The organism is Pseudomonas sp. OV546 (assembly GCF_900116845.1).
GTDB classification, from domain to species: Bacteria; Pseudomonadota; Gammaproteobacteria; order Pseudomonadales; family Pseudomonadaceae; genus Aquipseudomonas; species Aquipseudomonas petroselini.
The window spans coordinates 247,192-259,925 of sequence record NZ_FPCE01000001.1 but is presented as its reverse complement, the minus strand read 5'-3'; the positions used below and the strand labels follow the sequence as shown (position 1 = coordinate 259,925).

The following is a 12,734-nucleotide window of genomic DNA, read 5'->3' as shown; positions in this document are numbered from 1 at the left end:
TCAATGGCCTCCCGTGCGTCGACTACGTCGGGACGACATATAGTCGATCAGCAGATTCACACCGATGGTCAGCGTGCCGATGGCCAGCGCCGGAATGATGATAGCCAGCGCGCCCTGGTTGAGGCCGCCGATGTTTTCCCGCACCAGCGAACCGAGGTCGGCGTCCGGCGGTTGCACGCCAAGGCCGAGAAAACTCATGCCGCTGAGCAACAAGACGATGTAGCCGAAACGCAGGCCCAGGTCGGTCAATACCGGGTTGAGCATGTTCGGCAGGATCTCCATGCACGCCACGTACAACCGGCGTTCGCCACGGGTACGCGCGACCTGCACGTATTCCAGGGCCTCGATGTTGACCGCCATGCTGCGGGCAACGCGGAACGAGCCAGGGATGTAGCTGATCACGGCGGTGCAGATCAGCAGGGTCACCGATGAACCAAAGGCCGAGACCATGATCAGCGCGAGCATTTTGCTCGGGATCGAAATGAACGCGTCCATGATGCGGCTGATGATTTCGTCCAGCCATTTGGGCGAGACCACCGACAGCAGCGCACACCCGGTGCCGAAGAAGCTGGCCAGCAACGCCGCTACCAGCGCCAGGCCGACGGTGAACCGCGCACCGACCAGCACGCGGCTGAGCATGTCACGGCCCAAATAATCGGTGCCGAACGGGTGCGCAAGGCTGAAGCCTTCGAAGATGTTGTCGGACACCACTTCACCCACCGGGTGGGGGGCCAGCCAGGGGCCGAGCAGCGCCACCAGCAGCCAGGCGACGCAGACCGCGCCCCCCAACAGCCCCAGCCAGGACGGGCCGCTGGACACCTTGGCCAGGGCCAGGGCGGAAGACACAGGCTTGGACTTCGCAATGAGGTTGTTCATTGGTTTCTCAGCCTCGGGTTGGAGAGGATCGCGCACAGGTCGGCGAGCAGCACCAGGCCCAGGTAAGCCGCGCAGAACAACATGGTGCACGCCTGCACCAAGGCCATGTCACGGTTGGTCACGGCATCGACCATCAAGCTGGCGATGCCGGGGTAGTTGAAGATGGTTTCGACGATCACCACCCCGCCCAGCAGGTACGACAGGCTCAGGGCGATGGCGTTGGCGATCGGCCCGATTGCATTGGGCAAGGCGTGGCGCAGCACAATGCGGATCGGGCTCACGCCTTTGAGGCGGGCCATTTCCACATAGGGGCTGTCGAGTTGGTCGATCACCGCCGCGCGGGTCATGCGCGCCATTTGCGCGACGATCACGCAGCACAGCGTCATCACCGGCAAGGCGTAGGTGCGCATGAATTGCAGCGGTGAGGTGATGTCACTGGCGTACGACAGCGCCGATAGCCAACCGAGGTTGACCGCGAAAATCAGCACGGCCAGGGTCGCCACCAGAAACTCCGGCACGGCGACCATCGCCAAGGTGACAAAGCTCAGGCAACTGTCGATACGCCCGCCCCGGCCCATCGCCGAGCCGATACCGAGTACCAGCGCCACCGGCACCGAGACCAGCGCCGTAGCGCCCGCCAGCATCAGGGTGTTGGGCACCCGGCCGGCCATCAGTTCACCCACCGGCATGGCGTTGGAGACCGACACGCCCATGTCGCCGGTGAGCAGGCTCATCAACCAGTGCAGGTAACGCAGCACACCGGGTTGGTCCAACCCCAGTTTCAGGCGCAGTGCCGCCACCTGTTCAGGGGTCGCGAACTGGCCGAGGGATTGTTGCGCCGCATCCCCCGGCAGCACGGCCGTGATCGCGAACACGACCATGGACACGATCAACAAGGTCACGACACCGGCGCCGAGACGCCGGCCGATCAACCACAGTGTATTGCTATTCATCGCACTGCCCTCCTCACGCGTCCAACCACACCTGCTCGGCGAACATGTAGCCCATGAAACCGCCCAGCGGGTTACTGCCATAGCCCTTGATGCGCTGGTCTACACCGTCGATGTTGCTGATGAACACCGGCACGCCGATCCCGCAATGGTCGTGGACCAGGGTCTGCATGTCGCCATACATCTTGGCGCGCTTGGCGTCGTCGGTTTCGCCACGGGCCAGCATCAGCAGTTGGTCAAACTGGTCGTTCTGCCAGCCAGACTCGTTCCAGGGCGCCTTGGACTGGAAGAACTGCGAGAACATCACGTCGGCATTCGGCCGTGGGTTGATGTTGCCGAAGCTCAACGGGTGCTTCATCCAGTGGTTGGACCAGTAGCCGTCGCTGGGCAGGCGGTTCACGTCGAGCTTGAGCCCGGCCTGTTTCGCCGATTGCTGCAGCAGCACGGCGATGTCCACCGAACCGGTGGCGGCCGGCGAGGCCATGACGGGCATGGTGATGCTTTCCATGCCGGCCTTCTTCAGCAGGAACTTGGCTTTTTCCGGGTCGTAGACCGTCTGCGGCAAGTCGGTGTTGAAGTAGCGCGAACCCGGTGCAATCGGGTGATCGTTACCGACCACGGCAAAGCCACGGAACACCGCGGACTTGACCTGCTCACGGTCCAGCAACAGTTTCATCGCCTGGGTGAACTCAGGGCTTTTGCCGGGCAGTTGGTCCTGACGGATGATCAAGTCAGTGTAGTTGCCCGACGGTGCATCCACGACCCGGTGTTTGGCGCTGGCGGCGATGCGCGTAGTGGAGCGTGGGTTGACCTCGTTGATCATGTGCACGTCGCCCGACAGCAGCGCGTTGACTCGCGAGGGCTCGTCGGCGATGGCGATGAATTCGATTTCGTCGAGGTACGGCAGGCCCGGTTTCCAGTAATTCTTGTTGCGCACCGCAATCGAACGCACGCCTGGCTTGAACTCGCCCACGGTGAACGGTCCGGTGCCGATGCCTTTACCGAAATCGGTGGTGCCTTCGGGCACGATCAGCAGGTGCGACACCGCCAGGATCGACGGCAGCTCGGCGTTGGGCGCGCTGAGGCGAATCTGTACTTCGTTCGGACCGCTGGCCTTGATCTCGGCGAACTGCTCCATCAGCGGCATGACTTTGGAGCCGGTGAGCGGGTCTTTGTGGCGGTTCAGCGAGAACACCACGTCGGCGGCGGTCAGGGCCTTGCCGTTGTGAAAGGTCACGTCTTTGCGCAGGGTGATGGTCCAGACGGTGGCGTCGGTATTGTCGATGCGCTCGGCCAGCTCCAGTTGCGGCACCAGGTGCTTATCGAAGCGGGTCAGGCCGTTGTAGAACATGTAGTGGCGGGCGTAGTCGGTGGACAGCGCGCCCTTGGCCGGGTCGAGTGTGTCGGCGGTGGAGCTGGACATGCCCGCCACGCGGATCTTTCCGCCTGGCTTGCCTTTGCCCTCGGCGGCCGCTTCATCGGCAAACAGCTTGCCGGCGGCGCCAAACAGGCTGCCCGCCCCGGCCGCTGCCACACCGGCCACACCGAGCATTTGCAGGGCGTTGCGGCGCGACATGCCACGGTTGAGGCTTTCGAACACCCGCAGGCTGTCATGGCCGGAGATGAGCTCGGGTGTATTTTTGTTGTCAGTCATATCAAGGCTACCTGTCGATAATCGGAAGAATCGAGTGCTCACGGATGTCCGGAGCGTCCTGGAAACACAAACGACGGTGACGCAACAACGGCAACTCAGTGCAAATAATCCTGGAACCGGTAATACGCCCCCACGAACGGCAGGAACCAGGGTTTGCCGAAATGCCCGGGGATCGCCGGCCATTCCAGTTCGCGCCAAGGGTTGGCCGCCGCATTGCCCGCCATGACCTCAGCCATCACCTGGCCCATGTGCACCGACATCTGCACACCATGGCCGCTGTAGCCCATGGAGTGGAACACGCCGCCGTGCTGGCCGGCGCGTGGCAGGCGGTCGGACGTCATGTCCACCAGGCCGCCCCAGCAGTAGTCGATCTTCACGTGCGCCAACTGCGGGAACATGTTCAGCATCGCCGCCTGCAGCACCTTGCCGCTCTTGGCGTCGGAGACGCTGTCGGACATGGCAAACCGGGCACGCCCGCCAAACAGCAGGCGGTTGTCCGGGGTCAGGCGAAAGTAGTTGCCGATCATGCGGCTGGTCACATAAGCCCGGTGCCGGGGCAGCAACTGGTCGATCAGCGCTTGGGGCAAGACTTCGGTGGCGATGACGAAACTGCCCACCGGCACAATCCGGCGGCGGTACCAGCCCAGGTCGCCATGCTGGCAAGCGCCGGTCGCCAGCAGGACTTGCCCGGCGTGCAGTGAGCCCTTGACGGTGTTGACCTGATAGCCACCGGCCTGGGCCTTCCAGTCCTTGACGGCGGTGTGCTCGTAAATCATCGCGCCACGCCGCGCCGCCGCTTCGGCCAAACCGACCCCAAAGCGGCCGACGTGCATCTGCACGCCGTTGCGTTGCAGCAAGCCGCCATGGAACTGCGCCGAGTTGACTTCCGCATGGGTCTGTTCGGCGCTGAGCAGCTCGACATCGGCATCCACCTCCTGGCGAATCAGCTCGCAGGTGCGGGCCAGGCCTTCGTAATGCATCGGCTTGGCCGCCAGCTTGAGCTTGCCGTTGCGCACCAAGTCACAGGCAATCCCTTCCTGCTCGACCAGCGAAACCACGCTCTGCACCGCGCTTTCATAGGCTTGGTAATAGGCACGCGCCTTGGCGGCACCGAGGCTGGCGTGCAGCCCGGCATAGTCCTGGGCCACCCCGGTGTTGCACTGCCCACCGTTACGCCCCGAGGCTTCACCGATCACACGGCCGGCGTCGAGCACCACCACACTCGCGCCTTTACGCGCCAACGCCCGCGCCGCCGCCAGGCCGGTGAACCCACCGCCGACCACAGCCACATCGACCTGCTTGGGCAAGCCGCCCAGCTGGGCACCGATAAAAGCCGGTGCGGTGTCGAGCCAATAGGATTCACTGCCCATGTCTTACCCTCAAGGTGCGCGTTTACAGGCCGACCAACGCCGGCAACCCACCGATATCGGTGATCTGCTGGTAACCGTAGAAGGCATTGGCCGGGACTTCATGGCCACGGGCAACGAATGCCTTGTGCTTGATCTTCATGTCATGGGCCGACATCAGGTCATAACGGAAGCTGGACGACACATGCAAGATGTCTTCCGGGCCGCAGCCGAGGTTGTCGAGCATGAACTCAAAGGCCGCCAGGCGAGGCTTGTAGGCCTGGGCCTGTTCGGCGGTGAACACCTTATGGAACGGCGCGCCGAGCTTGTCGACGTTGGACATGATCTGACTGTCCATGGCATTGGAGAAGATCACCAGGGGAATCTTGTCGGCAATCTTCGACAGACCGGCCGGCACGTCCGCATGAGGGCCCCAGGTCGGTACGGCGTCGTAATACAGCTGGCCTTCTTCGCGATAATCGATACCCCAGCGCTTGCAGGTACGGGCCAGGGCGGTTTTGAGGATTTCGTCATACGGACGCCAGTCACCCATCACCTGGTCGAGGCGATAGGCTGAGAAGTCCTTGACGAACTGGTCCATCTGCTCGGGCTTGATGCGATCGGCGAACAGCTCGCGGGTCATGGTGCCCATATGGAAGTTGGTCAGCGTACCGTAGCAGTCGAACGTAATGAATTTGGGACGAAGAAAGCTCATTGAGTGCGGTCCTGAAGTCAGTTGAGTGTGGCAAGCGTTCGCTGCCCTGGCGGCGCGTCGGCCTCGTTGCAGCACAGGTTCATTACACCACTGTGAAATCAGCATATGCCGTCTAAAAAGACCTGTGCTCAATACAAACCACCGTTTTGGTGGCTGGGCTCAGCAGACTTTGCGGTGCGCGCCAGGCTTGGGCAGGGCCTTTGTTTGTGCGCTTTTAGGGGGCTTTTGGGGGGACTTTGTGGGGTGAGGGCTTAAGGACGGGGGGTTGGGGCGGCAGAAAGTGTGGCCGGGGGGGATTGGGTGTATATCCGTTATTTAGGTTAGGGCCACCTAGGGTTCCGCTCTTACAGCGGCTCACTTTTGGAAAGGCCCAAAAGTAAGCAAAAGGCCTTCGCCCCAACACTCGGCACCTCGCCTAGGCTCGGTGTGCCCTCACTCCGGCTTGAATCCGTGGGCCGCCGCCACGCGCCATCCATGGCGCGGGGCGGCTAACCCGGCGTCCTGCCGGGTTACCCACGGATTCAAGCCTGCGTTCGGCCAGCGTGTTTGACGGGGCGCCTGAGATCAAGATCAAAAGCAAGAGCACGGCGGCCTAGTAGCCGACCTGAGTGGTTGGATCAAAAGCAGGTACGTGTAAGAGCTGGCTTGCTCTCGATGGCGGTGTGTCAGCTGATGCAGTTGTGGCTGTCACCCTGCAATCGGGGGCAAGCCCCCTCCCACATTTATACCGCGATCGACAGACGCAACTCCGGTCGGCTTTAAGGCCGCCGCGTTTGCCTTTGCTCCACACCACTCAAGCCGGCTGTCAGGCCGCTGTGCTTTTGCTTTTGATCTTGATCTTAGGCGCCCCGTTAAACACGCTGGCCGGAATTCGACAGGGATTTGGGGGGTAAACCGGCAGGGATGCCGGTTTAGCCGCCCCGCGCCATGGATGGCGCGTGGCGGCGGCCCCCCAAATCCCTGGCGAATTACGGGCACACCGAGCCTAAGCGAGGTGCCGAGTGTTGGGGCAAGAGCCCTTTTGGTTACTTTTGGGGCTCTTTTCCAAAAGTGACCCGCTGTAAGAGCGGAACCCTAGGTGGCCCTAACCTAAATAACGGATCTGCACTCACACCCCTCCTAGCATTTACTACCGCCGCCCCACAAAAATTAAGTAGTACCTGTGGCCCCAGAACCCACAGCCCAAGGAATCTACCGAATATCCCCACCCCCCTTGCCAGCCCCCAACCCAGGTGGGATACAAGCACCCTGACGCCGCAAAAAACCACGTTCTATGGAGGCATGCCATGTCCGCCCTGCCACACCCCGCTTATACCTACCGCCCTATGACCACAGACGACCTCCCGGCCGCCCACGCCCTGTCGGTACAACTCAAATGGCCCCACCGCCTGGAAGACTGGGCCACGTTGCACCGGGTCAGCGACGGCTTCGTGGTGACGGACGGCGAGCGGCTGATCGGCAGCGCCTTCACCTGCCCCCAAGGCGATTACGCCACCATCGGCCTGGTGATCGTCAGCGATAACTACCAAGGCCAGGGCATCGGCCGACGCCTGATGGAAAAAGCCCTCGCCGCCTGCGGCTCACGCACCCCGGTCCTCAACGCGACCCTCGCCGGTGCGCCGTTGTACGCCAGCCAGGGCTTTGTCGAATTCGGACGGGTGCAGCAGCATCAGGGCCAGGTGCAGGTGCCTGCCCTGCCGCCGCTGGCCAACGGCGAAACCTGCCGCGCCCTGCACACCGATGATCACACCGCCCTGCTGACACTCGCCAAAGCCGCCAGCGGCCTCGACCGCCGCGACGTATTACGCGACCTGCAGGTGGAGCACGCCGTGGGCATCGAGCGCGATGGGCAGCTACGCGGCTTCGCCCTGCTGCGACCGTTTGGGCGTGGGCGGTGCATCGGCCCGGTGGTGGCCGAGCACATCGAGCAGGCCAAGCACCTGATCGCCACATTGCTGGCCCAGGTGCCGGACGCCTTTGTGCGCATCGACATCCCCGTCGCCTGCGGCCTCAGTGACTGGCTCGAACAGGCGGGCCTGAAGAACGTCGACACCGTCGCGCAGATGGCCCGAGGCACGCCGCCCCAGGCCAGCCAAGGCCTACACCCCTTTGCCCTGATCACCCAGGCGATCGGCTGACTTTTCCTCCCGGAGCACTCCCCATGTCATCTCCCCGTATCCTGCTGTTGGCGCGTGCCGACGGCAGCCGCGTTGCCACGTCCTTCAACACGGGCGCCTTGAGCGCGTTGGACCCATTCGGCGACACCCGTCAACTCGCCTGGCGAGGCGACGATGGTGTGTCCGCAGGCCTTGTAGGGTTCAGCGGTGACACCGTGATCGAAGACTTCCCCCACAGTGAAACACTGGTGGTGCACGCAGGCCATGTGGTGCTCAGCAGTGCCGAGCAAACGCTGGAACTGGGCATCGGCGCCAGCGCCGTGATCGGTCGTGGCACACGCCTCACCGTGCAGGCGAGCGCAGGCAGCCAGTGGGCGTTCTGCGCCTACGATCAGGCCGACGCACCCGCCCGCCCCGGCCTGACCCTGCTCGACCCGCACACCCTGCTTAACCCCTCGGCCGCGCCGGAAGCGCAGATCCTGATCGGTCCCACGCCGCAGTGCCGTGCGTTCAACCTGTTCGACGATGCGGTCACCGAGCTGCGTATCGGCATCTGGGACTCCACGCCCTACGCCCGCCACGGTCGCCCGCACAAACTGCATGAGTTGATGCACCTGCTCGAAGGCCGCGTCACCCTGCAGGATGACAGCGGTGCCGAGGTGACGGTCAACACCGGTGACAGCGTGTTTGTGGCCAAAGGCGCGCCGTGTGCCTGGAACAGCACAGTGTATGTGCGCAAGGTCTACGCGGTGAAATAAATCAGGCTTTCAGCGCCTCTTCCAGGAACGCCACCAAGGCTTGGACGCGCGGGCTGCGCAGTTTACGTGACGGCACCAGCAGGACGATCGGTGCGCTGTCAAAGCTCCAGTCCGCCAACACGCGTACCAGGCTGCCGCTGGCGATGGCGTCACTCACATCCCACTGCGAACGCAGCACCAACCCCAAGCCTTGCTCGGCCCAGCGCCGGGCAACGCTGCCGTCGTTACTCAGCAACGCAGGCTCCACGCGCAACGTCTTGCGGCCCTGCCCCTTGCGCAGGTGCCACAGCGTCACATCCTCATCGTTTTCTCGAATGCAGATGCAGCGATGCTCGGCGAGTTGATCCGGGGAGGACGGCACGCCGTGCGCTTGCAGGTAGGCCGGGCTCGCGCATAACCAGCGCTCGTTCGGCGTGAGTTGCCGACCGGTCCACAGGCTGTCGTTGAGATGGCCGATGTGGATCACCGCATCGCTGTCATGCCGGTCCGGCCAAGGTGTCTCGCGCAGATCCAGGTGCAGGCAAAGCTGCGGATGCACTCTGGCAAACCGTGCCAACAGCGGCGCGATGCGCTGGCGGCCATAGCCAAACGGCGCGGCCAGCCTCAGTGTGCCCACCAGTGTTTCGTCCTTTTGCCTGAATGACTCCGGCAGCGCTTCCAACTGCTCCAGCAGCAGCGCACTTTCGCGGGAAAAACGTTCGCCGTCGGCGGTCAAGCTGAGGCGCCGCGCATCGCGGTTGGCCAAGGTCAGCCCCAGCAGCGTCTCCAACTTACGCAGGCGCATGGACAGCGCCGGCGGCGACACATTCAGGACTCTGGCGGCAGCACTCAGCGACTCGCAGCGTGCAAGTGTGGCGGCCAGGCGCAGGTCTTCGATGGAGATCATTCAATTTTACTTAATGATTGATTAGCTTTGATTGAACCACACCTTAAGGATGCCTGAGTAGAGTGCAACCTGAACCCAGCCATTCGAGCCCTGCCATGCCCACGCCGATTGCCGCCCTCGACACCCCCGCCGCACTGATCGATATCCCGCGGATGCAGCACAATATCCAGCGGATGCAGCAACGGATGAATACCCTCGGCGTGCGTTTACGCCCGCATATCAAGACCAGTAAATGCCTGCCGGTGATCCAGGCGCAGCTCGCTGCGGGCGCCAGCGGTGTCACGGTGTCGACCCTCAAGGAGGCGCAGCATTGCTTCAGCCAAGGAATCCTCGATGTGTTTTATGCCGTGGCCGTCGCGCCGGGCAAACTGCCCCAAGCCCTGGCCCTGCGGCGCCAAGGCTGCAACCTGAGCCTGCTCACCGACAGCGTCGCCGGTGCCCAAGCCCTCGTCGCGTTTGCACAGCAACACGACGAGCGCCTCGACGTATGGATTGAAATCGACTGCGATGGCCACCGCTCCGGCCTGGCCGCTGAAGACGAGGCCCTGCTGGACGTGGCGCGAATCCTCAGCGACGGCGGCATGCACCTGCGTGGCGTGATGACCCACGCCGGCTCCAGTTACGAACTCGACACGCCTGAAGCCCTGCAAGTGCTGGCCGAACAGGAGCGTGCGCTGTGCGTGCGCGCCGCGCAACGAATCCGCGCGACCGGGCTGGCATGCCCCGACGTCAGCATCGGTTCCACCCCCACGGCCCTGTCGGCGCTGGACCTGGACGGCGTCACCGAAGTGCGCGCCGGGGTCTATGTGTTCTTCGACCTGGTCATGCACAACATCGGCGTGTGCCAGCCGGACGAGCTGGCGCTGAGCGTGCTGACCAGCGTGATCGGCCATCAACCGGAGAAAGGCTGGGTCATCACCGACGCCGGCTGGATGGCGATGAGCCGAGACCGTGGTACCCAGCGTCAGCGTCAGGACTTTGGTTATGGCCAAGTGTGCAGCGAAGCCGGCGTCTGGCTCGAAGGCGCGCGCGTCACCGGCGCCAACCAGGAACACGGCATCATTACCCTGCACACCGTCGACGGTGATGACATTACCGAACGCTTCCCCATCGGCAGTCGGCTGCGCATCCTGCCTAACCATGCCTGTGCCACCGGCGCGCAGTTCCCGGACTATCACGCCCTGGACGCCGACGGTGGCGTGCACACCTGGAGCCGCCTCCATGGCTGGTAATCAAGCAGGATCTAAAAGCGATGTGCTGATCATCGGCGGCGGCATCATGGGGGCGTCGTCCGCGTTTTTCCTGCGGCGGCGCGGTTGTTCGGTCACGCTGCTGGAACGTGACCAGATCGGCCAGTACGCCAGCGGCGTCAACTTCGGCAACGTGCGCCGCCAGGGACGCTACCTGGGGCAGCTGGAGCTGGCGAATCGTTCGTGGGCGCTGTGGAAACGCCTGCCGGAACTGATCGACGACGACCTTGAATTCATCCCCAGCGGGCATATGCGTGTGTGTTACCGCGAAGATGAAATTGCCGAACTGGAGGCCTACGCCGCCGCGCCGGAAGCGGCGCAGCTGGACCTGCAAATCTATCGCGGCGCCGAGTTGCACAAACGCTTCGGCTTTCTGGGACCGGACGTAAAAGGTGGCTCCTACGCGCCTCATGACGGTCACGCCAACCCGCGCCTGGCAGCCCCGGCGTTTGCACGCGCGGCACGACGCCTCGGTGCGCGCATCGAGGAAAGAACCGAAGTCGCCGACGTGGAAAAGGTCAACGGCCTGTTCCACGTCACCACCACCGATGGGCAATTGTTCGTTGCCGAGCAACTGTTGATTACCGCCGGTGCCTGGGCGGCGCGGTTGTCCGAGCGTTTCGGTGAACCGGTACCGCTGGAGCCCAACGGCCCGCAGATGTCGGTCACCGAACCGGTGCCCTATGCCTTGCCGACCGTGATCGGCGTGTTTACCAAAATCAAGGAAGAGGTGATCTACTTCCGGCAGATCCCACGCGGCAACATCATCATCGGCGGCGGCAATCGCTGTACCCCGGACATGATCAATCGACGCGCCTATTTCAAGCCCGAGAGCCTGCTCAACCAGATGCGCCAGATGCGCCGACTGCTGCCCGGCGCCGAAAAGCTGAACATCATCCGCGTGTGGAGTGGCATCGAAAGCTACACCCCGGACTCCCTGCCGGTGATGGGCCCAAGTGGCGCCGTGGACGGGCTGTTTTATGCCTTTGGTTTCTGCGGCCACGGCTTCCAGCTCGGCCCTGGCGTGGGGGACGTAATGGCCGAACTGATCAGCACCGGCAGCACCAGCACCCTGATCAGCCCCTTTGATATCCGGCGGTTTACCCAGCCTTCGACGGTGCCCGCGAGCGCGCCCACCACAGGAAAACTGATATGAGCCACGCCTATGTTTATCGCTCGGCCACCGCCGCCGACATACCCGCCGCCCATGCGCTGTCCGTACACCTGAAGTGGCCTCACCGCGAGGAAGATTGGGCCATGGTGCAGCGCACCTCCGAAGGCTTCGTCGCCGAGCATGACGGCCATCTGGTGGGCGTGGCATTCGCCTGTCACCAGGGCGCTTATTCCTCCATCGGCCTGGTGATCGTCAACGATGCGCACCAAGGCAACGGCATCGGACGCCGGCTGATGCAGCTGTGCCTGGAAGCTGCGGCGCCGCGCACGCCGATCCTCAACGCCACCGAATCCGGCGCACCGCTTTACGCAAGCATGGGCTTCGTCGATTTCGCGCGTATCCAGCAACATCAAGGCGTGCCGCAGACCCCAGCGCCACAGCCCTTGGTCGAGCACACGCAATGCCGCGCGCTGAGCCTGGCCGATTACCCGCAGGTGATTGAACTCGCCAATGCAGGCAGTGGCCTGGACCGCACCGGGGTGCTCAATGATTTGCTGCCCACGGCCGAGCACGTGGCCGGCCTCGAGGCGCAAGGGCAACTGCAGGGTTGCGCCCTGCTGCGTCGATTTGGTCGCGGGCATATCATCGGCCCGGTGGTCGCGCAGAACCCGGACCAGGCCCGACAGTTGATCACCCACCTGCTGCGGCTGATTCCCGGAGCCTTCGTGCGCTTCGACATTCTGGCCGATTGCGGCTTGGCCGGCTGGCTGGAAAGCCTGGGGCTGCCATGCGTGGACAGGGCGCCACGCATGGTGCTGGGCGTGCCCCCGCAATCGCGCGACGGCGTCCAGCAATTTGCCCTGGTAACGCAAGCAATCGGCTAGCAAGACAACCTGCGGCAGAGGATTTGTAGTGAGCGGGCTTGTCGGGTCGCCGCATCGCCCGCGCTGGGCTGCGCTGGGCTGCGAAGCGGCCCTGAAACCATGCGCCCCCGTTTTATCTGGAGAAATTCATTAGCCCATATTGGGGCCGCTTCGCACCCCAGCGCGGGGCAAGCCCGCTCACTAC

The 12,734-nt window shown here is 63.6% G+C and carries 11 protein-coding genes; 5 read left to right on the top strand and 6 right to left on the bottom strand.

The features are described from left to right. The 5 genes from BM403_RS01275 to BM403_RS01255 all read right to left on the bottom strand — a co-directional run bounded on the left by BM403_RS01275 (position 1) and on the right by BM403_RS01255 (position 5,541). Positions 1-876 (bottom strand): ABC transporter permease, encoded by an 876-nt coding sequence (locus tag BM403_RS01275; protein WP_015884837.1) that lies wholly within the window; start codon positions 874-876, stop codon positions 1-3. Further along, the gene (locus tag BM403_RS01270; RefSeq protein ID WP_046036804.1) at positions 873-1,829 is read right to left on the bottom strand and encodes an ABC transporter permease; all 957 of its coding nucleotides are present in this window, start codon (positions 1,827-1,829) and stop codon (positions 873-875) included. The genes BM403_RS01275 and BM403_RS01270 overlap by 4 nt, the downstream gene beginning before the upstream one ends. Positions 1,830-1,842: 13 nt before the next feature. After that, on the bottom strand, positions 1,843-3,480 hold the full coding sequence (locus BM403_RS01265; protein ID WP_015884839.1) for an ABC transporter substrate-binding protein: 1,638 nt from the start codon (positions 3,478-3,480) through the stop codon (positions 1,843-1,845). 95 nt (positions 3,481-3,575) lie between these two features. Beyond that, positions 3,576-4,850 (bottom strand): NAD(P)/FAD-dependent oxidoreductase, encoded by a 1,275-nt coding sequence (locus BM403_RS01260; RefSeq protein ID WP_093541281.1) that lies wholly within the window; start codon positions 4,848-4,850, stop codon positions 3,576-3,578. A 22-nt stretch (positions 4,851-4,872) separates the two neighbouring features. Then, positions 4,873-5,541: a haloacid dehalogenase type II gene (locus BM403_RS01255; protein WP_015884841.1), complete on the bottom strand. Its 669-nt coding sequence runs from the start codon at positions 5,539-5,541 to the stop codon at positions 4,873-4,875. Between the two features lie 1,286 nt (positions 5,542-6,827). Here BM403_RS01255 and BM403_RS01250 point away from each other — a divergent pair. Next, a complete protein-coding gene (locus tag BM403_RS01250) occupies positions 6,828-7,679 on the top strand; it encodes a GNAT family N-acetyltransferase (RefSeq protein WP_093541279.1) in 852 nt (283 codons plus the stop codon). A 23-nt stretch (positions 7,680-7,702) separates the two neighbouring features. After that, positions 7,703-8,416, top strand: coding sequence for a cupin domain-containing protein (locus BM403_RS01245; protein ID WP_093541277.1), 714 nt, complete (start codon positions 7,703-7,705; stop codon positions 8,414-8,416). Between the two features lies 1 nt (position 8,417). On the opposite strand, the gene BM403_RS01240 is transcribed toward BM403_RS01245, so the two are convergent. Then, positions 8,418-9,302 carry a LysR family transcriptional regulator gene (locus BM403_RS01240; RefSeq protein ID WP_015884844.1) on the bottom strand — a complete coding sequence of 295 codons (885 nt, stop codon included), beginning with the start codon at positions 9,300-9,302 and terminating at the stop codon, positions 8,418-8,420. A gap of 95 nt (positions 9,303-9,397) precedes the next feature. On the opposite strand from BM403_RS01240, the gene BM403_RS01235 reads away from it, so the two are divergent. From BM403_RS01235 to BM403_RS01225, 3 genes are read left to right on the top strand one after another with little or no spacing between them, the layout of a single operon-like run. Then, entirely contained in the window at positions 9,398-10,534 is a 1,137-nt protein-coding gene (locus BM403_RS01235; protein WP_093541275.1) for a DSD1 family PLP-dependent enzyme, read from the top strand. Further along, on the top strand, positions 10,524-11,708 hold the full coding sequence (locus BM403_RS01230) for an NAD(P)/FAD-dependent oxidoreductase (protein ID WP_043205605.1): 1,185 nt from the start codon (positions 10,524-10,526) through the stop codon (positions 11,706-11,708). Before BM403_RS01235 ends, BM403_RS01230 begins: the two co-directional genes overlap by 11 nt. Beyond that, on the top strand, positions 11,705-12,550 hold the full coding sequence (locus BM403_RS01225; protein ID WP_093541273.1) for a GNAT family N-acetyltransferase: 846 nt from the start codon (positions 11,705-11,707) through the stop codon (positions 12,548-12,550). Before BM403_RS01230 ends, BM403_RS01225 begins: the two co-directional genes overlap by 4 nt. The last annotated feature ends 184 nt before the right edge of the window (positions 12,551-12,734 follow it).

Coding starts and splice junctions, on each gene's coding strand:
- BM403_RS01250 (WP_093541279.1), top strand. CDS start 6,828: ATGTCCGCCCTGCCACACCCCGCTTATACCTACCGCCCTATGACCACA.
- BM403_RS01265 (WP_015884839.1), bottom strand. CDS start 3,480: ATGACTGACAACAAAAATACACCCGAGCTCATCTCCGGCCATGACAGC.
- BM403_RS01235 (WP_093541275.1), top strand. CDS start 9,398: ATGCCCACGCCGATTGCCGCCCTCGACACCCCCGCCGCACTGATCGAT.
- BM403_RS01245 (WP_093541277.1), top strand. CDS start 7,703: ATGTCATCTCCCCGTATCCTGCTGTTGGCGCGTGCCGACGGCAGCCGC.
- BM403_RS01230 (WP_043205605.1), top strand. CDS start 10,524: ATGGCTGGTAATCAAGCAGGATCTAAAAGCGATGTGCTGATCATCGGC.
- BM403_RS01260 (WP_093541281.1), bottom strand. CDS start 4,850: ATGGGCAGTGAATCCTATTGGCTCGACACCGCACCGGCTTTTATCGGT.
- BM403_RS01240 (WP_015884844.1), bottom strand. CDS start 9,302: ATGATCTCCATCGAAGACCTGCGCCTGGCCGCCACACTTGCACGCTGC.
- BM403_RS01255 (WP_015884841.1), bottom strand. CDS start 5,541: ATGAGCTTTCTTCGTCCCAAATTCATTACGTTCGACTGCTACGGTACG.
- BM403_RS01275 (WP_015884837.1), bottom strand. CDS start 876: ATGAACAACCTCATTGCGAAGTCCAAGCCTGTGTCTTCCGCCCTGGCC.
- BM403_RS01225 (WP_093541273.1), top strand. CDS start 11,705: ATGAGCCACGCCTATGTTTATCGCTCGGCCACCGCCGCCGACATACCC.
- BM403_RS01270 (WP_046036804.1), bottom strand. CDS start 1,829: ATGAATAGCAATACACTGTGGTTGATCGGCCGGCGTCTCGGCGCCGGT.